Annotated in this window: 18 protein-coding genes and 2 pseudogenes; 9 read left to right on the top strand and 11 right to left on the bottom strand. The window is 41.1% G+C overall.

Going from position 1 to position 21,832, the window contains the following annotated elements; translation table 11 throughout:
• The 6 genes and pseudogenes from C8D76_RS03985 to rarD form a co-directional block, all read left to right on the top strand.
• Positions 1-76 (top strand): annotated as a pseudogene (locus tag C8D76_RS03985) (IS1595 family transposase); the annotation flags it as partial.
• A complete protein-coding gene (locus C8D76_RS03980) occupies positions 66-701 on the top strand; it encodes a DUF7834 domain-containing protein (protein WP_207774997.1) in 636 nt (211 codons plus the stop codon). The pseudogene C8D76_RS03985 and the gene C8D76_RS03980, both read left to right, overlap by 11 nt.
• 1 nt (position 702) lies before the next feature.
• Complete coding sequence (locus C8D76_RS03975; RefSeq protein WP_243405807.1) at positions 703-2,313, top strand: DUF262 domain-containing protein; 1,611 nt, start codon at positions 703-705, stop codon at positions 2,311-2,313.
• A gap of 18 nt (positions 2,314-2,331) precedes the next feature.
• Positions 2,332-2,619: pseudogene (locus C8D76_RS10020) on the top strand (GmrSD restriction endonuclease domain-containing protein); the annotation flags it as partial.
• Positions 2,620-2,989: 370 nt separating this feature from the next.
• A complete protein-coding gene (gene uvrD, locus C8D76_RS03970; RefSeq protein ID WP_116631503.1) occupies positions 2,990-5,170 on the top strand; it encodes a DNA helicase II in 2,181 nt (726 codons plus the stop codon).
• A 55-nt stretch (positions 5,171-5,225) separates the two neighbouring features.
• Positions 5,226-6,104: an EamA family transporter RarD gene (rarD, locus tag C8D76_RS03965; protein WP_116631502.1), complete on the top strand. Its 879-nt coding sequence runs from the start codon at positions 5,226-5,228 to the stop codon at positions 6,102-6,104.
• A gap of 177 nt (positions 6,105-6,281) precedes the next feature.
• Here rarD and mrcB read toward each other — a convergent pair whose 3' ends face one another.
• The 3 genes from mrcB to erpA all read right to left on the bottom strand — a co-directional run bounded on the left by mrcB (position 6,282) and on the right by erpA (position 9,665).
• Entirely contained in the window at positions 6,282-8,699 is a 2,418-nt protein-coding gene (gene mrcB, locus C8D76_RS03960; RefSeq protein ID WP_116631501.1) for a penicillin-binding protein 1B, read from the bottom strand.
• 241 nt (positions 8,700-8,940) lie between these two features.
• Positions 8,941-9,309 (bottom strand): YacL family protein, encoded by a 369-nt coding sequence (locus C8D76_RS03955; protein WP_116631500.1) that lies wholly within the window; start codon positions 9,307-9,309, stop codon positions 8,941-8,943.
• Positions 9,310-9,323: 14 nt separating this feature from the next.
• Positions 9,324-9,665 carry an iron-sulfur cluster insertion protein ErpA gene (gene erpA / locus C8D76_RS03950; protein ID WP_116631499.1) on the bottom strand — a complete coding sequence of 114 codons (342 nt, stop codon included), beginning with the start codon at positions 9,663-9,665 and terminating at the stop codon, positions 9,324-9,326.
• 123 nt (positions 9,666-9,788) lie between these two features.
• On the opposite strand from erpA, the gene map reads away from it, so the two are divergent.
• The 3 genes from map (at position 9,789) to C8D76_RS03935 (ending at position 14,211) form a co-directional block, all read left to right on the top strand.
• On the top strand, positions 9,789-10,592 hold the full coding sequence (gene map, locus C8D76_RS03945) for a type I methionyl aminopeptidase (protein WP_116631498.1): 804 nt from the start codon (positions 9,789-9,791) through the stop codon (positions 10,590-10,592).
• A gap of 231 nt (positions 10,593-10,823) precedes the next feature.
• A complete protein-coding gene (gene glnD / locus C8D76_RS03940) occupies positions 10,824-13,379 on the top strand; it encodes a bifunctional uridylyltransferase/uridylyl-removing protein GlnD (RefSeq protein ID WP_116631497.1) in 2,556 nt (851 codons plus the stop codon).
• A 130-nt stretch (positions 13,380-13,509) separates the two neighbouring features.
• Positions 13,510-14,211, top strand: a complete 702-nt coding sequence (locus tag C8D76_RS03935) for an RIO1 family regulatory kinase/ATPase domain-containing protein (protein ID WP_116631496.1) — start codon at positions 13,510-13,512, stop codon at positions 14,209-14,211.
• Between the two features lie 30 nt (positions 14,212-14,241).
• Here C8D76_RS03935 and C8D76_RS03930 read toward each other — a convergent pair whose 3' ends face one another.
• The 8 genes from C8D76_RS03930 to rsxB form a co-directional block, all read right to left on the bottom strand.
• Positions 14,242-15,105 carry a DMT family transporter gene (locus tag C8D76_RS03930; RefSeq protein WP_243405806.1) on the bottom strand — a complete coding sequence of 288 codons (864 nt, stop codon included), beginning with the start codon at positions 15,103-15,105 and terminating at the stop codon, positions 14,242-14,244.
• Positions 15,090-15,494 (bottom strand): Cu(I)-responsive transcriptional regulator, encoded by a 405-nt coding sequence (cueR, locus tag C8D76_RS03925; protein WP_243405805.1) that lies wholly within the window; start codon positions 15,492-15,494, stop codon positions 15,090-15,092. The genes C8D76_RS03930 and cueR overlap by 16 nt, the downstream gene beginning before the upstream one ends.
• A complete protein-coding gene (gene nth, locus C8D76_RS03920) occupies positions 15,491-16,126 on the bottom strand; it encodes an endonuclease III (protein WP_116631493.1) in 636 nt (211 codons plus the stop codon). Before nth ends, cueR begins: the two co-directional genes overlap by 4 nt.
• A complete protein-coding gene (locus tag C8D76_RS03915; protein WP_116631492.1) occupies positions 16,123-16,773 on the bottom strand; it encodes an electron transport complex subunit E in 651 nt (216 codons plus the stop codon). The genes nth and C8D76_RS03915 overlap by 4 nt, the downstream gene beginning before the upstream one ends.
• Positions 16,774-16,783: 10 nt before the next feature.
• A complete protein-coding gene (gene rsxG, locus C8D76_RS03910; protein WP_116631491.1) occupies positions 16,784-17,380 on the bottom strand; it encodes an electron transport complex subunit RsxG in 597 nt (198 codons plus the stop codon).
• Positions 17,381-17,392: 12 nt separating this feature from the next.
• Positions 17,393-18,460 carry an electron transport complex subunit RsxD gene (rsxD, locus tag C8D76_RS03905; RefSeq protein WP_116631490.1) on the bottom strand — a complete coding sequence of 356 codons (1,068 nt, stop codon included), beginning with the start codon at positions 18,458-18,460 and terminating at the stop codon, positions 17,393-17,395.
• Positions 18,461-18,521: 61 nt separating this feature from the next.
• Entirely contained in the window at positions 18,522-21,245 is a 2,724-nt protein-coding gene (gene rsxC / locus C8D76_RS03900; RefSeq protein WP_116631489.1) for an electron transport complex subunit RsxC, read from the bottom strand.
• Complete coding sequence (gene rsxB, locus C8D76_RS03895) at positions 21,242-21,829, bottom strand: electron transport complex subunit RsxB (RefSeq protein ID WP_116631488.1); 588 nt, start codon at positions 21,827-21,829, stop codon at positions 21,242-21,244. Before rsxB ends, rsxC begins: the two co-directional genes overlap by 4 nt.
• Positions 21,830-21,832: the final 3 nt, after the last annotated feature.

Genomic DNA, 21,832 nt, shown 5'->3' with positions numbered 1-21,832 from the left:
GGAATGTGAATTTCGGTTTAACTTTGGAACACCCAAAATGCAGCTAAAAACATTGCGAAAATGGTGTGAAATTTAGGGCTAATCTACGTCAGCCCCATAATTTATATAAAATGTATCAATCTTTCCCAATGCTAATAGATCGCAGATTTAGTAATCTCGGTTTTCAATCTACTCAGCCTATTATAAATGGAGAGCTATTTTTTAAATATATTGAACACTATCGAGATAATTATATTTTTCTCTTTAATAAGCAAAAAGGTTTTTTGAGAAAAAGTGATATTTTTAAAGATAAATTAAAAGAAAAATATAGTGGGTTATTAGATTTTATAGATAGCTATCCAGGAGCTTACCGAGTTGGAGATAAGTATATTAAGAACTTATTTCAATGTTTAATTATGCTTTACTACGATAAATTTTGTCAAAAAGGGATAGAAATGTCTGAAAATCAGTCTAGAAATCTAATTCAAGCGATAGAAAAATGTTTTAGATGGTGTTATCGTATTCGATTAATGCAAACCCGAGTATTTTATAGCACTATAGAAAAAGAAGTTTATGGTAAAGATAGCCTTTTCTCTCACCTTTTAAAATCAGATAGTCCAAGAGAATTTCTTGAGTTTGTTATTAATAGATATGAACAAAAATTTGATAAAAATGATAAGACAGGTTTAAAAGGTCTATTAGAATCTGATTTGGAGAAATAAAATGAGTACTGATTCAGTAAAAATGCTATCGATAAGTGAACTATGTAATGACGATAGATATGTAATCCCTATTTATCAGCGTAATTATGCTTGGGAAGTAGATGAAATTGAGTTGTTGATTGGAGACATTTTAGAAGCTCAAAAAAAGAATGGAAAAAATAATTATTATATTGGCAGTTTAGTAGTTGCAAAACGAAAAGATGGTTATGAAGTAGTTGATGGTCAGCAACGATTGACCACATTAAAACTCTTATTAACTTATTATAATAAAGTTTATGAGGATAATAGAAATATTGATTTAGCTTTTGAATATCGCAAGGATTCTAATGCTAGTTTAGCTAATTTAAATGGAAAAAATGAATGCAAAAATAATATAGAAGTTGGATATAAAACTATCTCTAATATATTATCTAAGAAAGATAATGAAGATAATAATATTAATACTAAAGATTTCTTTAATTTTCTACTAAAAAATGTAATGATTGTACGTACTCAACTTCCTGAAGAAACAGATCTTAATCATTATTTTGAAATTATGAATACAAGAGGAGAGCAACTAGAACAACATGAGATATTAAAAGCTCGGTTGATGAGTTTCCTAAATGATGAAGATAGAAAACTATTTGCATTGATTTGGGATGCCTGCTCTGATATGAGTGTATATGCGATTAAACGTTTTCCTTATTCTCAAGATCCTACGAAAACTATAAGAACTTCAGAACATTTTTTTGGCTCTGATTTAAATAGAATACCAACACCAACATCAAAAGATTTTGATGAAATGAAGAAAGTTTCAAATCTTGAAGAAAATAGTAATAGATCAAACTCAGGGACAATTTTGTCTGTTTTATCAGATGAAAATGATAAGAAAAATAACCCAAACAAACAAGATAAACAAAATGATGAGAATGATGATGGGAAGTTTAACTCTATTATTGATTTTCCAAATTTTTTAATGATGGCTTATAAGATCTTTAAACAAGAAACTTTAGAATCTGAAGAAACCCCATTAAATGATAAATATCTTCTTGGTAAAATAAATTTTACTGATAAAGAAGAAATTACTGATGAAGATAAAAATAAAGTTAAGGAATTTATCATTCTCTTACTAAAATTAAGATTGATTTTTGATAGATATATTATTAAAACAAAGGAGAATAAAGAAGGATGGGTTCTAAATAGACTAAAAATATATAATAATAGTAAGGGCTCTAATTTTAACGAGGTAAATACTTTTGGAAATGAAGAAGATAATAATTTATCTCAAGATAAAATAATAATGCTATTATCAATGTTTCATGTGTCATTTAGACAAAGAATATATAAAAATTGGTTGTTTGAATTGTTATCTGAATTGTGTGGCAGTAGCAAGTTAGAAAATAAATATAATTTAGAACAAACTGAATATGAGACAATTTTAGAAAATTTAGCTCGTAAATATTATGAGAAAAACTCTGATATAGATAAACTACTTAAATCTGGGCAAGAGATTCCTAATTATATTTTCAACTACCTAGATTATCTCTTGTGGAGAGATTGGGATAGTGTAAATAAAAATGAAGAAGAATATAAATTCTTAAATAAAACTCAATTTGTATTTTCATTATCTTGAAATTCTGTTGAGCATTATTTCCCTCAAAGTAAAAATGATAATGAAGAATACAAGGATATAGCAAAATATTCAAATTGGTTAGGTAATTTATGTTTAATTTCTCAATATCAAAATTCATCTTTGAATAATAAATCCACATCAGAAAAAAGGAATGAATATGAGTTTGGACGTCTAAAATGTATGAGTCTTAAACAAGCTTTAATGCTTTCTTATGATGATTGGGATGAGAACAAAATTAAAGAGCACCACAAGAATATGATAGAACTTTTAGATAAAAATGCTATCGAAAACAACACTAAAAGCTAACCAAATGAATCTAATAATTCTATAGAATAGTGGTTTCTAGTGCTAAATGTCTAAATATTTACTGAGTTATTTAGCTAAGTATAAATATAACAAGGTATTTAAATTTTAGAAAACTGTAATAAATAGATCTTAAAAAGCGAGAAATAATCATCTCGCTTTTTTATTACTGCTATATCGAGCTTTGTTTGTATGAAATTTTATATTTTGAATAAATTATTAGGTATTTTCTCAAGTTACTTTCAGCACTTCGACTAATCTTTTTAGACTATAAACTCTTAGATCGTTTCGTAAACCAACGCAGATTATTTCATTGACAATTTACATGCACTCTCTATAATTTTCTGTAAATAAAAACAGATTAAAGAATGTTATGGATATTTCAGAATTACTTGATGGCTTAAATGATAAACAGCGTGAGGCGGTGGCGGCACCACTGGGCAATTATTTAGTATTAGCAGGGGCGGGTTCCGGCAAAACGCGGGTGTTGACACATCGTATTGCGTGGTTGATCGCCATTGAGGGGATTTCTGAAGGTTCGATTATGGCGGTGACGTTCACCAATAAAGCCGCCGCAGAAATGCGCCAGCGTATTCAAGCTACATTGGCTCAGCATTCTCAACAGTCTATTTTTGGTATGTGGGTGGGGACGTTTCATAGCATCGCCCACCGTTTATTACGCTCTCACTACGCCGATGCAGGCTTGCCACAAGATTTCCAAATTTTAGATAGCGAAGATCAGTTGCGTTTAATGAAACGTTTGCTGAAATTGCACAATTATGATGAAAAAATGTTTCCAGCTAAGCAAGCCTGTTGGTACATCAACAATAAAAAAGATGATGGATTACGACCGCACATGATCGATGATATGAATGTTCGTCAAGAAAAAGAGTGGATTCGGATTTATCAAATTTATCAAGATGCTTGTGATCGTTCTGGTTTAGTGGATTTTGCGGAAATTTTGCTGCGAGCCTATGAGCTATTCCTAAAAAAGCCGTTAATTTTGCAAAGTTATCAACGCCGTTTTCATCAAATTTTAGTGGATGAATTTCAAGACACGAATAACATTCAATATGCGTGGATTAAATTGTTAGCAGGGGAAACGGGCAAAGTGATGATTGTGGGCGATGATGACCAATCTATTTACGGCTGGCGTGGTGCGCAAATTGAAAATATTCAACGCTTTCTCGATGACTTTGCACAAGCAAAAACTATTCGTTTGGAGCAAAATTACCGTTCCACTGGCAATATTTTAAAATCCGCTAATGAATTAATTTCCAATAATGAGAATCGCCTTGGTAAAGAGCTTTGGACCGCCGATGACGAGGGCGACCCTGTGGGGATTTATGCGGCATTTAATGAATTAGATGAAGCCTTGTTTGTGTCATCACAAATTAAAATTTGGTTGGAAGATGGCGGCAAGTTAGAAGATTGTGCCATTTTATACCGCAGCAATAGCCAATCTCGTGTGATGGAAGAAGCGTTAATTCGCGCCAATATTCCTTATCGTATTTATGGCGGTATGCGCTTCTTTGAACGCCAAGAAATTAAAGATGCTTTGGCTTATTTGCGTTTAATTAATAATCGCCATGACGATGCTGCCTTTGAACGTGTGATTAATACGCCAACACGCGGCATTGGCGAGCGCACTTTAGATATTTTGCGCCAGCTAACCCGCGAGCGACAAATCACCTTATGGCAAGCGACACAAGTGGCAATCCAAGACAATAAATTGGCTGGGCGAACCGCCACCGCATTGCTGCGTTTTGTGGAATTGATTAATTCATTGGCGCAAGAAACCAGCGAAATGCCCTTATTCGCACAAACGGATTTTGTGATTAAGCATTCGGGCTTGTATCAAATGTATGAGCAAGAAAAAGGGGAAAAGGGCGAAGTGCGCATTGAAAACTTAGAAGAATTGGTTTCTGCCACCCGAGAGTTTATCAAGCCTGATGAAGCTGAAGAAATGACGGATCTCACCGCATTTCTCACCCATGCCTCGTTAGAAGCAGGGGAAGAACAAGCCAGTCCGCATCAAGCCTGCGTGCAAATGATGACGCTGCATTCCGCCAAAGGGCTAGAGTTTCCACGGGTATTTATAGTGGGCGTGGAAGAAGGCATTTTCCCAAGTTTTCTCTCTTTAGAAGAGCCAGGGCGCTTAGAAGAAGAACGCCGTTTGGCTTATGTGGGGATTACGCGTGCGAAGAAAAAACTCACGTTATGTTATGCGGAAAGTCGCCGTTTATATGGCAAGGAAGAGCGCCATATTCCATCACGTTTTATCAATGAATTGCCCGAATCTTGTGTGCAGACGGTGCGTTTGCGTGGCACAGTAACACGAGCTTATAATCAAAGTGCGGTCGGAACGGCAAAAGTTTTGTCTAACAACGAAAACGGTTGGAAAACAGGGCAAAAAGTACGCCATGAAAAATTTGGGCAAGGAACGGTGATTAATGTCGAGGGCGCGGACAATAATACGCGCTTACAAATTGCTTTCCAGGGGCAGGGCATTAAATGGCTGATCGCTCATTTAGCGAAATTAGAAAAGCTATGATTAAAGAACTGTGATTTAAAAGCGATGGTTTAAAAACGATAATTGTAGAGCAACGATGATTAAAGGTATCCTGTTTTCTGTGACAGCTTCCGTGCTTTTCGGCATTGTGTATTTTCTGTCAACCGTATTGCAGCCAATAGAAGGAACGCAGTTATTTGGTGTTCGCACATTGGTGACGGTGCCCTTTGTGCTGTTTGCTATGGTGTTGTTGCATAAAAAACAGGAATTTATTGCCTATTTAAAACGACTCAAAGAGCAACCCTATTTGCTAGCTTTGGTGGCATTTGGCGGCTTAAATATGGGATCGCAAATGTGGCTATTTTTATACGCGCCAGTGAGTGGCAAAGCCATTGAAGTGTCTATGGGCTATTTGCTTATGCCCTTAGTGATGGTGCTGTTTGGTCGCCTATTTTTCCGAGAAAGGCTAACCACCATTAAATTGCTTGCCATATTATTTGCTTTGATTGGCGTGTTAAGCAAGGTGATTTTAACGGGCGCATTTTCATGGGAAACCGCCTTTGTTTGCGTGGGCTATCCTGTTTATTTTGCGGTGCGTAAGCATTTTAATATGCTGCACATTTCAGCCTTTGCAATGGAAATGTTAGCCATGGTGCCTGTGTCCCTTTATTTTACTTGTCAAATTGATTTTTCATTTGCTGAAATGCAAAACCCTAATATTTATTGGGGGCTATTTCTGTTGGGGTTAGTAGGCGGTAGTGCCTTTATTTTGTATGTGACGGCGAGCCAAATGTTATCCATTAATTTATTAGGTCTATTGGGTTATCTCGAGCCGTTAATGATGCTACTTGTGGCATTCATTATTGGCGAACGTTTAGACCAAACTTCTTATATTTTAATGGCTTGTTTATTTGTCGCCATTAGTTTGTTGATTTTAGACGGCGTTGTTCGTGTAAAAGCAAGGCTGCTTTATTAGCAATAATCGTGATGAATAAGTGGTGATGAGTAAGTGCCTGATGAGTAACAAAGATAGGTAATAAAGATAAGTAATAAAATGAGTAATGAATAAGCAAAGTGCGGTCAAAAATTTACATTTTTTTGACCGCACTTTGGCTTTATGTATAAGTGTGCATTATGGACGCATAGCTGCGCATTAACCCACGGGTTTGGCGTCTTCCACAATCACTGGGGATTTAGGTGTAGTTGGCGCAGGAACCGCCTGAATTGGCGCAGCAGGCTCTGCAGGTTTAGCGGGTTCGCCTGCTGGTTGTGCTTCATACACAGGTGCTGATGTTTCACTGCCAGCACAGAAATTTTGGTCTTTATCTGCCCACACAGGAATATTTCGCACAGGGCTATAACAATTCCAACTACCGTAACTATTAATCCCTACCATTTTAATTGCTTTAGGTTTTTCGGGCTTCAATGGTTTCGCAGAAGTGCGTTGTAGATAGTTTTTATAAAGGTATAAAGCACCGCTTGCCCCCGTTAGTTTAGTGTCGCCATTATCATCACGCCCCACCCAAACCGTCGTTACATTTTCGCCGTCAATTCCCACAAACCAAGTGTCGCGCGCATCATTGGTTGTGCCCGTTTTTCCTGCTAAATGCAAGTCAGCGAAATCATTCATTAAACTACGCCCTGTGCCACGTTCCACCACTTGCTGCATGGCATAAAGGGTTTGATAGGCTGCTTCAGCAGGCACCACTTGCTCTGGCGTGGTATCGTGCTGATACAATACATCGCCTTGACGTGTGCTGATGCTATCAATGGTGGTGAGCTGAATTTTTCCCCCATTGTTGGCAATGGTTTGATAGAGTTTTGTTACATCATAAGGGGAAATCGAGTAAGCACCGAGCAATGTCGCAGGCACGCGCGGAATTTTTACCTTATCCCAGCCCATAGCTTGCTGAGTGGCAATCACTTTGCTCAGCCCTACTTTCATACCAATATTCACCGTAGGAATATTCAGTGAACGAGCCAACGCATCCATTAGCATGACCGAACCGCCATATCGGCGATCATAATTGCGCGGCTGCCACGGCGGGCTGCCTTTAACGTTGATAGTAATAGGTTTATTGTTTATCGGCGTATTTAAACGGAACATTTCTGGCTGCGAAAGTGCGGTCAAATAAACGGAAGGTTTTACCAATGAACCAATTTGACGCTGCGCCATTGTGGCACGGTTGAAACCTGCATAATTAATTTGAGTGCCACCTACAACCGCACGGATTTCACCACGTTTATAATCAGCAACTACCATTGCTGATTGTAATGCCGGATTTTTAGTTTTTAACTGCAATTCCGCCGTGGCATTCACCACCGCTTGCTCTGCATAGCGTTGTTGGTTGGGATCAAGTGTGGTGAAAATACGCGCACCTAATAATTTTCCATCTTGATTTTCGCCAAGATTTTCGCGCAATTCTTTTTGCAAGGTTTGAATAAAAGCAGGGTAGTTGCGCGCAATATTCCCTTTGGCTTGAACGCCAAGCGGGCGTTGGCTGAGCGTTTGATAGAGTTCATTATCGATCATTTTATGTTCAAGCATTAAACGCAACACCACATTGCGGCGTTCAAGGGCATTCGTTGGATTGCGCCAAGGGTTATACAAAGACGGCCCTTTCACCATTCCCACTAATAGCGCGATTTGGTCTAGGCTAATTTCACGAATGGAATGCCCGAAATAAAAATGGCTTGCCAATTCAAAACCATGAATTTGCGAATCACCATTTTGCCCGAGATAAATTTCATTCAGATAGGTTTCAAGAATCGTATTTTTGTCATAACGGAAATCCAACATCACCGCCATAAAGGCTTCGTTGATTTTGCGCGTGACCGAGCGTTCGTTGCTCAAAAAAAGGTTTTTCACTAATTGTTGGGTCAGCGTACTTCCGCCCTGCACCGTATGCCCTGCGCGCAAATTGGTGTACATCGCACGAGCTATACCTAATGGGCTAATGCCGCCGTGTTCATAAAAGCGGCGATCTTCCGTTAAAATTAGGGTATCAATCAATAAACGCGGATATTGTTGCAAGGGAATGGCAAGGCGTTCTTCTTTGTCTTCATCCGATTGCAACATCGCGATTAATTTAGGCGCGAGGCGAAATTCAGGAACGGCTTTAACCGCGACCAAATCTTCGATGGCGGATAATCTTCCGTTGTCAAAACGTAAACGCAACACACGTTGCGGTTCTGGCTGCGTTGGGAAAGGAAAGGAACGGCGTAATAATACAATGCTGTTATCTTCAATTTTGAAATCGCCCGGCGCGGCAATTAATGTGGTTTGACGATAATCATTGTCGAGCAAGCGTTGTTTTATTTGCTCTAATGAGAGTTTATCTTGCACACGAATACTTTCTATACGGCTATAAACTTCGGCGGGCAAACGCCAAATTTGTCCGTCCATTTTGGAACGAATTTGTCCGTCTAAATAAATGCCGTAAAAGGCAGCAAGGCTGATGCCAGTCAACGCAAATTTTGCCACTGTGCCTTTCCAAGTACGATACCAAGGCTTGACTCCTTGGCGAGTTTCATTATTTTGAGATTGATTTTTTTGTTGCTCTGCAGACATTTGTTGTTGCTCACTTCCCTAAAAAACGGACAAATTCTACCATAAATCCTTGGCGCCTGTTGAGCTTTGTTTTCAGTTGGGTTGCTGTTCAGATTCTGTTAAGCAAAGCAGATCCTAAAAGTGCGGTCAGAATTTGAGAAATATTTTGATGTGGAATAAGAAAATTAGCCGTGAGGCTAGGGAATATGGGGGAAAACCAATAGCCGTTAATGTGAAAAACAGGCAAAAAAATAACCGCACTTTAGCGGTTATGGATAAAATTTAAATAGGATTTCAGGAATTGTTCAAAATCTTCTAATCCGCAAAAGGCGATGCTTTCTTCATCATAATAGTGAAAATCCTGTTCTAATTCATCATCTTGAGAAAAGGCTAAATTATTGGCGCGCACCAACACTTCATCGCCATCAATAAATAGGCTATATTCTTTGCCGACAAGACGGATTTCTTGCCCCAAATTAAATTGTTTGGCTTGCTCCAGCGCATCAAGTGCGGTGGAAATCAGAGCTGGATTTAGCGGCAATTCAGTATTCAGCCAATTTGCCACGGCAATATGCTCCATAGAGCATTTTGCGATGACATTTCCTTGAAATGCGCTGAATTGGAAATCCATAATCAACCTAAAATTTAGATGCTAAATGATGAGCCACAGCCGCAAGTGCTTGAGGCATTTGGATTTTGCACCACAAAGCGAGAACCCTCTAAGCCCTCGGTGTAATCCACTGTCGCACCGATCAAATATTGCAAACTCATCGGATCAACCACTAAGTTTACGCCTGAATTTTCTATGGTTAAATCGCCGTCATTGATTTTTTCATCAAAAGTGAACCCATATTGGAAGCCGCTGCAACCACCACCAGTGATATAGACGCGGAGTTTTAAATCTGGATTTTCTTCATCTGCAATCAATGCTTTTACTTTATTGGCAGCCGCATCAGTGAAGATGAGCGGCACTGAAATATCTGTCATAACTTACTTTCCCTTTAAAAAAATTGGCGTCTATTATCTAATAACCCATTAGAACGTTCAAGATATTTTCACTCTCTGTGGATTAGTGCTATTATACGTCCCGATTATTTTAGGAGAGAATTTATGGCAATCCCATTAAGAACAGAAGAAGAACTCGCTAAAATCCGTATTGCGTGCAAATTAGCCCAAGATGTGTTGGTGATGATTGAACCACACGTGAAAGCAGGGGTGAGCACCGGTGAGTTAGATCGTATTTGCCACGAGTATATGGTGAATGAGCAAGGCACGATTCCCGCGCCGTTGAATTATCACGGATTCCCCAAAGCGACCTGTATTTCCATTAACGAAGTCGTCTGCCATGGCATTCCAAGCGATGATCGAATTTTGAAAAATGGCGATATTGTGAATATCGACATCACGGTAATCAAAGACGGTTATTATGGCGATAACTCAAAAATGTATGTGGTTGGCGATATTCCTATTCGTAGCAAAAAATTAGTTGAAGCCGCGCAAGAAGCGCTTTATATGGGCTTGCGTGCGGTGAAACCAGGTGTTCGTTTAAATGAAATTGGCAAAGCCGTACAAAAATATACGGAAAGCCAAGGATTCAGCGTGGTGCGTGAATATTGCGGACATGGCATTGGCACGGAATTCCACTGCGAACCGCAAGTATTACATTATTACGCAGACGATGGCGGCGTGATTTTACAAAAAGGTATGGTTTTCACCATTGAGCCGATGATCAACGCTGGCAAAAAAGAAACCCGTCTAATGGGCGATGGCTGGACAGTGAAAACCAAAGATCGCAGCCACAGCGCCCAATACGAGCATCAAATTGTGGTCACAGACAACGGCTGCGAAGTGATGACCATTCGTGAAGAAGAAGAAAAAGCGGGCAGAATTTCCCGTATTATGGTGAATATCTAACCATTTTCTGGTAAAAAGGAAGTCCTTTGGTAAGACAAAATAATCGCGCCAGTCAAAAAATTGGCGCTTTAGTCGAACCATTGGGCTTTCTTTTTTATATGCGGAAGTATAAAAAGCCAGTGCGCAAATAATCTTGAACAACAAGAATATGACCATTAAAATGCCCGAAGTGCGCATTGCACGAAAAACGCTGATTCTCGCCACCTAAACATAACATTTTCCCCTATTGATATGCTATTAACACCGCAACAAGTAAAATCTCAAAAAGACAGGCTCAAGCAATCTGAGCTTGAACACTTTTCTCAAACTGATATAAATTCTCTTATTTCTGACCGCACTTTATTTTGCGATAACCTGCTGAAACAGCTGTGGGCGCAATTTGAGTTAGATAAAACTGAGCTGGCTTTAGTAGCAGTGGGCGGTTATGGTCGCAAAGAAATGTTCCCCCTGTCAGATTTGGATTTTTTGATTTTAAGCGAACAGCAAAATTCGCCAGAACTTGCTCAAAAAATCAGCCAGTTTATTCAGTTTTTATGGGATTGTGGTTTTGATGTGGGCGCAGCCGTACGAACATTGGCGGAATGCGATGCGGAAGGGCGCAAAGACATAACCATTGCTACGAATTTGCTGGAAAGCCGTTTGCTGATTGGCAACGAAAAAATTTTCAAAAAATTGACCGCACTTTTATGGCCGCCAGATTTTTGGGATCGCGAAACCTTTTTTAACGCCAAGGTGCAAGAAAAAACAGAGCGATATCAGCGTTATCACAACACGAGCTACAACTTAGAACCCGATATTAAACACAGCCCCGGTGGCTTGCGTGATTTGCATTTGATCTATTGGATTGCCTTGCGACATTCCAACGTGATGACCTTAGATGAAATTTTGCAATCGGGTTTTATTTATCCCGAAGAATATAGCCTGTTGCAAGAGAGTCAGCAGTTTTTATTTAAAGTGCGTTTTGCTTTGCACCTGATTTTAAAACGCTATGACAATCGTTTATTGTTCGATCGCCAAATTAAAGTGGCAGAGCTGCTTGGCTTTGAGGGCGAGGGCAATCAAGGCGTAGAACGCATGATGAAACGTTTTTTCCAAGCATTGAATAATATTTCCAGCCTGAGTGATCTGCTTACCAAACATTATCGTGAACATTTTCTAAGACAAGTTTCTTGTGGAAAAATAGAAGCGCTGGATAGCAATTTTGCCATACAAAATAATGAAATTGTCTTACGCAATGAACATATTTTTATGCAACAGCCCGATACGATTTTGGATTTATTCGCCCATCATGCGAATCAACCGCAAACGGAAATTCATTCGGCAACGCTGCGAAAATTGCATTTAGCCTTAAGTCAGTTGCAAGCCCCATTAAGCCAGCAGCCACTTGCTCGCGAGAAATTTTTGCGCCTGTTTAACTTGCCCAAAGCCATTCGCCGAGCTATCTCGCCGATGCATAAATATGGCGTATTGACCGCCTATCTGCCGCAATGGAAAGCCATTGAAGGCTTGATGCAATTTGATTTGTTTCACGCTTACACCGTTGATGAACATACATTGCGCGTATTGCAAAAATTGGAGAGTTTTTTAGAAGAAGATCAGCGAGAGCTACACCCAATTTGCGCCCGAATTTTCTCTGCATTTTCTGACCGCACTTTGCTTTATATTGCGGCATTATTCCACGATATCGCGAAAGGGCGCGGTGGCGATCACGCCAAACTTGGTGCGCAAGATGTATCAGAATTTGCACAGCAACATGGTTTTGAACGCCGTGAAATTGAGACAATGGCGTGGCTTGTGGAACAGCATTTGTTAATGTCGATCACTGCACAACGCCGCGATATTCATGATCCAGAAGTGGTATTAAATTTCGCAGAAAAAGTAAAAAATAAAGTGCGCTTAGATTTGCTGATTTGTTTAACTGTCGCCGATATTTGTGCAACCAGTAGCACCCTTTGGAACAGCTGGAAACGCGCTCTGTTCACCAGCCTTTATGAATACACTAATCAACAATTTGCACAGGGTATGGATGAGCTTATCGATACGGATGAGCAAGTCCAAGACAACAAGAAACAGGCGTTAGCGTTGCTACAATCTCAAGGTTTTATGGACGATGTCACCGCATTATGGGCGCGTTGTTCAGATGATTATTTCCTGCGCAACACGCCAAAACAATTGGCATGGCACGCCACCTTATTGACGGATTTTTGCGATGATATTTTGGTGAAAATCAGCAACCGCTTTTCCCAAGGGGGAACGGATATGTTCCTTTATTGTCAGGATCAAGCGCAATTATTTCATAAAGTGGCAAGCACAGTGGCGGCGAAAAAATTCAGCATTCACAGTGCGCAAATTAGCACGAGTTTAGACGGCTATGTGCTCGATACCTTTGTGATCACGGAATTAAATGGCATCCCCCTTAAAAATGCTCGCCGCCGCGAATTAGAAAGTGCCATTACAGACACTTTGCGCAGCGGAAAAACACCAAAAGTCGGCACATTAGGCAATCAAAAGCTACAACATTTCAACGTGCAAACGGAGGTTCGTTTTTTAGCCATGAATAGATCTGATCATACAGAAATGGAACTTTTTGCTTTAGATAAAGCCGGGTTACTGGCTGAAGTGAGCCAAGTTTTTGCGGAATTAGGGCTTAATTTATTGAATGCTAAAATCACCACGATTGGCGAAAAAGCCGAAGACTTTTTTATGCTCACCAACAAAAACGGCACAGCATTAACCGAAACTGAACGCAAGGAACTCGAAGTGCGGTTAAAAAATCAATTAAATTAAGAACGGTATGTGCTCGAGAAATGGCGAAGTATTTTCGATAGTTTGCCCTATTCATATCGGGGCATTTCTTAGCGATGACTGAATATTCCCATTTATGTTAGAATAGCGGCCAATAAAAAAGGCAATAATTATGACATTCACTGAGTACGTTGATATTTTACAAGCACTTCACCCGGAAAAACGCGTTCATCGTTTTGATTTTGAAGGACAATCTTATTGGTTAAAACAACCTGAGCAATCTCAAGGCAGCCAACGATTATTAAAACCCTTTTCAACTCAGGCATTTAAACAAGAAATCCAACGGATTAAATGGTTGATGCTACAAAAAGCACAGATTCCTGAAGTCAAAATTATTAATAATCATTGTCTAGTGATGGAAGACGCTGGTCGCACGGTACGCTCTTTGCTAGAAAGTGATCTTTCTGAACATCAAAAGCTACGTATTTTAGATGACTGCGTTAAGGCATTAATTCGTTTGCATGAACAAAATATTGTCCATGGTCGTCCATTGCTCAAAGATATTTTGTGGCAAAATGGCAAAGTCAGCTTTATTGATTTTGAAGTGGCTTCCCATTCACCGAATAAAAAATGGCAGAAAATTCGAGATTCGATACTTTTTATTTATGGAGTGTGCTGCGAAACTTCACCAAAACAAATTCAGCATACCATTGAAACATTTTCACGTTATGCGGACAGCCATATTTGGCAGGGGCTATTATATTTGATAAAAAAATATCGCTTTATTTACTATTTTTTACTGCCATTTAAACCCTTTGCTAGAAAAGATTTAATGGGCATCTATGCGCTATTTGAAAATTTATTAACGAAATGAGTTGAAACGTTTTTGCTAATAAATTGATTGTTATTTCTTAAGATTGACTATTGCTACCGAAACCACAATCAGCAATCCGCCGATGATCATACGTAGGCTTGGGATTTCGCCAAGCCAAATCCAAGCAATGATAATCGCATACACAGGTTCTAAGGAAATAATCATAGCCGCAGTGCGGGCATTAATGGTTTTAAGGCTGGATACAAATAATGTGTAAGCGAGGCTGGTGCAGAGTAAGCCGATGCAGGCGATCCAAAACCAATCCAGCGCTGGAACGGTAGGAAGTTGTTGATAGGAAAAGGGGAGCAGTACCAAAATCCCAAAGAAATATTGCCAAAAACTGGCTTGTGAGCCAGATAATTTACTGGCATTTTTGCGATTAAACACGGCGAGTAAACCGTAAATTGCCCCTGATAAAATCCCCCACAATAAACCTTGAGTGGCGCGATCACCAAATTCAAAGCTTGGCGTGACTAAGATTAAGCCGAGAGAAATTGCAATTAATAACCAAAATTCGCGGTATTTTAACCGCTCTTTAAATAGCAACGTTTCTGACAATGCGGCAAAGCCAGGAAAACTGGCAAAACCCAATGTACCAACCGCGACACCGCCGGCTTTAATAGCAATATAGAATGTGACCCAATGCGCCATTAGCATCATACTGAGTAAAATCTGAAAGCTAAAATCGCGCTTGCAGAGTTTGGTTAAGGGCTGTCGTTTGATAAGAAAAAATAAGCCTAAGGCAGAGCAAGCAATGATGACTCTGCCTAGCACCAAAACTTTAGGTGAGCTCTGAATCACCGCCCCCAATACGCCAGTTAGACCGAATAATACGGCGGTGAAATGGACTTTTAGTAAGGTGAGATTGTAATTGTCGTTCATGAATGACAACATTTTCCTGTGAAGCTATCAATAATCGGGCAGTGTTCGCTATCATCGCCTGGGCATTGCTCTGCTAGTTCTGCGAGTAATTTGCGCATGGATTGTAGCTGAACGATTTGTTTATCAATTTCATCAATGCGCACCAAGGTGCGTGCTTTCACATCGGCACTACGGCGATGGGGATTATTGTATAGATCGAGCAAATCTTTGCATTCTGCTAAAGAAAATCCGACTTGGCGAGCTTGGTGTAATAAATTGAGTTCATCAATATGCACTTGGGTGTAGGTGCGATAACCGTTGGCAGCGCGAGCGGGCGGCGTGATGAGTGCTTTTTGTTCATAAAAGCGAATAGATTTTGGCGTGAGTTGAGTGAGCTTTGCCACTTCATTAATATTCATCATATATCCGTTTTTTCTTTGTATTCGCAGAGATCTTCAATAATACAAGAACCGCAACGTGGTTTGCGGGCAACGCAAGTGTACCGTCCGTGCAAAATCAACCAATGATGAACATCTACCTTAAATTCCGCTGGCACTACTTTCAGTAATTTTTCTTCCACTTTCAGCACATCTTTTCCTGGCGCGAAACCCGTACGGTTAGCCACACGGAAAATATGGGTATCCACTGCAATTGTAGGGTGTCCAAACGCCGTATTAAGCACCACATTAGCAGTTTTGCGCCCCACACCCGCTAAGGCTTCAAGGGCGCTGCGATCTTCTGGCACTTGGCTGTTATGCTTTTCAATCAGATCTTTGCAGGTTTTAATAATATTTTCAGCTTTGCTGTTAAATAGCCCAATGGTTTTAATGTATTCCTTTAACCCATCAACACCCAAAGCATAAATTGCTTCTGGCGTATTTGCCACAGGGAAGAGTTTATCCGTGGCTTTATTCACGCCTTTGTCCGTGGCTTGCGCTGATAAAATCACCGCGATCAATAATTCAAAGGGCGAACTAAAATTAAGCTCTGTTGTTGGCTGCGGATTGTGCTCTCGCAATCGGGTTAAGATTTCAATACGTTTTTGCTGATTCATGATTTACGGCGATCCAACATATTTTTAACGGCTAAAATAATCCCCAATCCAATAAATGCGCCAGGAGGAAGAATGGCGAGCAACAGGTTGCTGTCATTATGGAAAAATTCAATGCGTAGTGATTTTGCCCAATCGCCTAGCAATAAATGTATGCCATCAAATAATGTGCCATTGCCGAGAATTTCCCGTAGCGCACCTAATACAAACAAGCTTAAGGTCATGCCTAAGCCCATTGCAAAGCCGTCGAAAGCGGAATAGAGCACTTTATTTTTCGATGCAAATGCTTCCGCGCGACCAATCACAATACAGTTAGTCACGATTAACGGAATAAAAATCCCTAAGGATTGGTAAAGCGAGTAAGTATAAGCATTCATTAATAATTGCACCGCAGTCACGGTGGTGGCAATAATCATGACATAAATTGGAATGCGAATGGCGTAGGGAATATGCTGGCGGAACAATGACACCATCGTATTGGTGCAAACCAACACCAGCATGGTGGCAAGCCCAAGCCCTAATGCATTCATCGCGGAATTGGACACCGCCAATAGCGGGCAAAGCCCCAGTAGTTGTACGATGGCAGGGTTATTACGCCATAACCCCTGAGAAAATAATTCCGACCAAATAGATTGTTGTTTATCTGTCATATAAAACTCGTTAATTTTTGGCCGCACTTGATGAGCTGATCGCTTCCAATGCGGAGCGTTTCACTTGATTGACGACCGCGCGCGGAGTAATTGTTGCCCCAGAAAACTGATCAAATTTCCCCCCGTCTTTTTTCACTGCCCAGTCTTCCAGATTATCTGGGCTAATTTTTTTGTGATTAAAACTTAAAATCCAATCAGAAATACGCGTATCAATTTTATCGCCTAAGCCTGGTGTTTCTGCATGCTGTAAAACACGCACGCCTAAAACTTCGCCATCCACAGTCATACCGAACAACAAACGAATATTGCCAGAATAACCATCAGGCGCGGTGGCTTCAATCACATAGGCAGAGGGCTTGTTATGCAAAAGTGCGGTGCAAATTTTGTTAATTTCTCGCGAGTCAGGAGTTTTGCAATTCGCCATTACATCATTGTCAAAATAAGACTGTGGCAAAACTTGCAATAATAAGGTTTGCTGCTGTTCGGCGATTTCCGAGTCGATTTTATCTTTCGTTAGCAAATAAATGCCTGCAGAAATGGCGGTGCAGAGCAAAGCCACAATCGCCAAGATCACGCCATATTTAGCAGAAATTTTACTGATGTTCATTTTATTCCCCCGCTAACCTTTTCTATTTAACCCATAACCCGTCACACGTGGTCGTGTATATTGATCGATTAATGGCACACAAATATTGGCAAGTAAAATGGCAAAAGCAATGCCATCAGGATAGTTACCAAATTGGCGGATTAAGCAAACTAAAAATCCGACTAAAGCCCCGAAAATCCATTTCCCTTTTGGTGTTACAGGCGCGGTAACAGGATCGGTGGCAATAAAGAATGCACCAAACATCATTGCGCCACTGAATAATTGTCCGAATAGATTCAGGCTATGTGAGTTGCCGAATAACTCTATTGCGCCAGTGAAAATAACGGACATCAACAGCATTGCCACAGGTGTTTGCCAGTGAATCACTTTTTTCCAAATTAAGAATATTCCCCCGAGCAAAAAGGCAATATTGAGTTGTGTCCAGCCTAAAGCAAATTGGCTATGATCCATAAAAATAGGCAATGCGCTGATAGTATCCGCTACGCCGCCTGCTTTTAATAATGTTTTGGCGCTGTCTAATGGGGTGGCAGAGGTAATGCCGTCAATGGATGAAACCAGTTGCGACAAACTAAAACCATCACTTGTGACACCTGAAAAAATCAAGCTGAAACTATCCATAAATGTAGGCGGTTCATTTAACAAGCTAATTGTCGGCATCCAACCTGTCATTTGCACAGGGAATGAAATTAATAGCACAACATAAGCGACCATCGCAGGATTGAATAAATTCTGCCCAAGCCCACCATACACATGTTTGCCAAGCACAACGGCGATGAATGTGCCAATCAAAATCAGCCAATAGGGGGCGTAAGGTGGAATTGACATCGCCAATATCAACGCGGTTAGGGTGACACTAAAATCGCTCACATAAAATAAAGCTGGCTTTTTACGAAGTTTAGTGATCGCAAATTCCAAGATCAACGCACAGCTAATGGCGAGCGCGATCTGAAATAACACCCCGAAACCAAAGAAATACAGCTGTATCGCCAATGCTGGCAACATCGCAAAAATCACCCACAGCATAATGCGAGCAGTGAGTTTGCCTGAGTGAATATGAGGAGAACTGGTTAATTTAAACATTAATTTTTACTCGTTGGCAATATTGATAATTGAAATAAGATCGTTAGAAACAATGAACATTTTATTGCGTTTCCTTTTCTCGTTGTAGCGCGGCTTTCTTCGCTTTTGCACGCGCAATCGCTGCGGCAATAGCAGCTTTTTTCGGATCTTGTTCCGCAGGTTCAGTTGCAGAAATTTCTTCATTTTCGACCGCACTTTGACTTAGCGCAGACGTTGTCGCAGAACTTTGCGTAGAATTTGTCATAGCAGCTTGTTGTGCGGCTTTCTTCGTTTTTGCGCGAGCAATCGCTACGGCAATCGCAGCTTTTTTCGGATCTTGTTCTACAGGTGCTGTTTCAGAAATTTCTTCATTTTCGACCGCACTTTGGCTTAGTGCGGAAGTTGGTGCAGACGTTATCGTTGATGTTTGCGTAGAATTTGTCATCGCAGCCTGTTGCGCGGCTTTTTTCGCTTTCGCACGTGCAATCGCTGCAGCAACCGCAGCTTTTTTCGGATCTTGTTCCGCAAGTTCCGTTGCAGAAATTTCTTCATTTTTGACCGCACTTTGGCTTAGCGTAGATGTTGGTGCAGACGTTGATGCCGATGTTTGCGTAGAATTTGTCATCGCAGCCTGTTGTGCCGCTTTTTTCGCTTTCGCACGCGCAATTGCTGCGGCAACGGCGGCTTTTTTCGGATCTTGTTCTACAGGCGCTGTTTCAGAAATTTCTTCATTTTTGACCGCACTTTGGCTTAGCGCGGAAGTTGGTGCAGACGTTGGCGCAGATGTTTGCGTAGAATTTGTCATAGCAGCCTGTTGCGCGGCTTTTTTCGCTTTCGCACGAGCAATCGCGGCGGCAATCGCAGCTTTTTTCGGATCTTGTTCCGTTGATTCCGTTGCAGAAATTTCTCCATTTTCGACCGCACTATGGCTTAGCGCGGAAGTTTGCGCAGACGTTGTCGCGGATGTTTGCGTAGAGTTTGTCATAGCAGCCTGTTGTGCGGCTTTTTTCGCTTTCGCGCGTGCCAGTGCAGCAGCGATCGCGGCTTTTTTCGGATCAAGTGCGGTCGGATTTTCTGATGTTTTTTCTGTTTCTGATATAGCAAGCGAGCCGCAAGCGCCATTGGTTAAAGGGTTATTTTCTGCTTGTTGCTGACGAGCAAGGCGGCGCGCTTTGCGTTGCGCCATTAATGCGCTGTTGTCTGGCAAGGTTTCGCCCTGTTCAGAAATAATGGTTTTGATTTTTGCGTCTGCGTGAATGTCCGCTGTTTCGCCTGCTTTTTTCGCTTTTAAACGCGCTAAGGCGGCTTTTACGGGATCTTCCCCTTGGCTTGCGGCAATTTCTTCACGGCGAGCCGCGGCGGCACGTTGCGTACGCGCTTGGCGTTCTTGGGCTTCTTGTTCTAAGCGAGCTTGGCGGGCTTCAAAACGCATTTTGGCTTCTTCCGCTTTTTTCGCTTTTTCGGCGATGTCCCAAATTTGCGCTTTTTCTTGGCGGAAATATTGAATAAGTGGAATATGGCTTGGGCAAACATAGGCGCAAAGACCACATTCAATGCAATCCATAATGTTTTGTTTTTGCGCATTGTCATGGTCTTCCGCGCGGGAATACCAGTACATTTGCTGCGGCATTAAATGTACAGGGCAGGCATCGGAACAAGCGGAACAACGAATGCAAGATTGTTCTGTTGCAAGGGGATCGTATTCAAAATGATCGGGCGCAAGCAAACAGTTTGCGGTTTTGGTAATCGGCGCTTGAAGATTTGGCACCATCAATCCCATCATCGGTCCCCCCACAAAAACAGGGAAGCGTTTGTCGGCTTGATAGCCTGCGTTTTCGAGCACGAACTGAATTGGTGTGCCAAAACGCACCCATTGATTGCCCTTGTGAGGAATTTTATCGCCCGTGAGAGTTACTACGCGCTCAATTAACGGCTCATCATTGATCACCGCACGTTTAATCGCAAACACCGTGCCAACATTTTGCATCAGCACGCCAATGCTAGAAGACCGTTGTCCGTGTGGCACTTCCATGCCTGTTAAAATTTGGATTAATTGTTTGGCAGCCCCCGATGGATATTTGGTTGGGATCACGCGAATATCAATGTCATCCGCACCGTATAGAGCCTGTTCAAGGGCTTTTACGGCTTCTGGTTTATTGTCTTCGATAGCAATCACAATTTTTTCGGGGCGTAGGATATAACGCAGAATACGGCAGCCTTCGATAATTTCTTGGGCATAATCACGCATTAGGCGATCATCGCAGGTGATATAGGGTTCACATTCGGCGCCATTGATGATTAATAATTTTACTTTATTTTGAGCCGAATTCACTTTCGTTGCGGTAGGGAATACCGCGCCGCCCAAGCCTGCAATTCCCGCTTGATAGATTTTATCAATCAGCTGTTCTGGCGTGAGTTGTAAGAAATCATCCACAGGATTTTGCGGGCGCCATTGATCTAAGCCGTCTGCTTGAATATGAATAGCGAGCTCTGATAAACCTGAAGGGTGGGCTGCGACAAAAGGCGCAATTGCTTTAACCACGCCTGATGTAGGCGCGTGCACAGGCAAGGTACGCAAATCATTGCCTTGCGTCAAAGGTTGCCCTTTGAGCACGTTGTCGCCCACCTTGACTAAAATATTGCCTGCATTGCCAGCGTGTTGTTTTACTGGTACAAAAAAATCTTGCGCAAGGGGCGCAAAGGTAATTGGTGTTTGGTTTGATTGAGATTTCATTTCTGGGGGATGAGTGCCGCCATCAAAATCCCATAATTTACCTGAATTATAGCGGCTGAGTACGTCTGTCATTGTTTTCCCCCTGCCGCTTGCTCATGAATTTCTTTGACAGGAATGACACTTGGCATCATTTTCCAATCCCAATTATCAATATTTTTTTCCACTTTCACCATGACAATACAATCTGTTGGGCAAGGTGCAACGCAGAGTTCACAGCCCGTACATAAATCAGGAATAATGGTATGCACCGATTTATTGGTGCCGATTATGGCATCCACAGGGCAAGCTTGAATGCATTTGGTGCAACCAATACACATATCTTCATTGACGAAAGCCACTTTGACTTCGGGAGCTTCAGCCCCTTCCATTTGTGGCACATCAACACCGAGCAATTCTGCAATTTTCACAACGGTAGGCTGACCGCCCGGAATACATTTGGTAATGACATCACCGTTTACAATGGCTTGTGCATAGGGCTTACAACCAGGATAACCACATTGCCCACATTGGCTTTGTGGCAAAAGCGCGTCAATTTTTTCAGCGAGCGGATCGGCTTCTACTTTCAGTTTAAGCGAGGCAAAGCCTAATAATACGCCAAAGCATAGCGCCAACGCAGCGATGACGATTAAAATATAGAGTAGAATTTGTATTGTCATGGA

Origin of the sequence: Alitibacter langaaensis DSM 22999 (genome assembly GCF_003096995.1) — a bacterium.
In the GTDB taxonomy this organism is placed as follows: domain Bacteria; phylum Pseudomonadota; class Gammaproteobacteria; order Enterobacterales; family Pasteurellaceae; genus Exercitatus; species Exercitatus langaaensis.
Note: the sequence above shows the minus strand (reverse complement) of the source record. Positions and strands in the feature narration are given on the sequence as shown.

Coding starts and splice junctions, on each gene's coding strand:
- C8D76_RS03975 (WP_243405807.1), top strand. CDS start 703: ATGAGTACTGATTCAGTAAAAATGCTATCGATAAGTGAACTATGTAAT.
- uvrD (WP_116631503.1), top strand. CDS start 2,990: ATGGATATTTCAGAATTACTTGATGGCTTAAATGATAAACAGCGTGAG.
- rarD (WP_116631502.1), top strand. CDS start 5,226: ATGATTAAAGGTATCCTGTTTTCTGTGACAGCTTCCGTGCTTTTCGGC.
- mrcB (WP_116631501.1), bottom strand. CDS start 8,699: ATGTCTGCAGAGCAACAAAAAAATCAATCTCAAAATAATGAAACTCGC.
- C8D76_RS03955 (WP_116631500.1), bottom strand. CDS start 9,309: ATGGATTTCCAATTCAGCGCATTTCAAGGAAATGTCATCGCAAAATGC.
- erpA (WP_116631499.1), bottom strand. CDS start 9,665: ATGACAGATATTTCAGTGCCGCTCATCTTCACTGATGCGGCTGCCAAT.
- map (WP_116631498.1), top strand. CDS start 9,789: ATGGCAATCCCATTAAGAACAGAAGAAGAACTCGCTAAAATCCGTATT.
- glnD (WP_116631497.1), top strand. CDS start 10,824: ATGCTATTAACACCGCAACAAGTAAAATCTCAAAAAGACAGGCTCAAG.
- C8D76_RS03935 (WP_116631496.1), top strand. CDS start 13,510: ATGACATTCACTGAGTACGTTGATATTTTACAAGCACTTCACCCGGAA.
- C8D76_RS03930 (WP_243405806.1), bottom strand. CDS start 15,105: ATGTTGTCATTCATGAACGACAATTACAATCTCACCTTACTAAAAGTC.
- cueR (WP_243405805.1), bottom strand. CDS start 15,494: ATGATGAATATTAATGAAGTGGCAAAGCTCACTCAACTCACGCCAAAA.
- nth (WP_116631493.1), bottom strand. CDS start 16,126: ATGAATCAGCAAAAACGTATTGAAATCTTAACCCGATTGCGAGAGCAC.
- C8D76_RS03915 (WP_116631492.1), bottom strand. CDS start 16,773: ATGACAGATAAACAACAATCTATTTGGTCGGAATTATTTTCTCAGGGG.
- rsxG (WP_116631491.1), bottom strand. CDS start 17,380: ATGAACATCAGTAAAATTTCTGCTAAATATGGCGTGATCTTGGCGATT.
- rsxD (WP_116631490.1), bottom strand. CDS start 18,460: ATGTTTAAATTAACCAGTTCTCCTCATATTCACTCAGGCAAACTCACT.
- rsxC (WP_116631489.1), bottom strand. CDS start 21,245: ATGACAGACGTACTCAGCCGCTATAATTCAGGTAAATTATGGGATTTT.
- rsxB (WP_116631488.1), bottom strand. CDS start 21,829: ATGACAATACAAATTCTACTCTATATTTTAATCGTCATCGCTGCGTTG.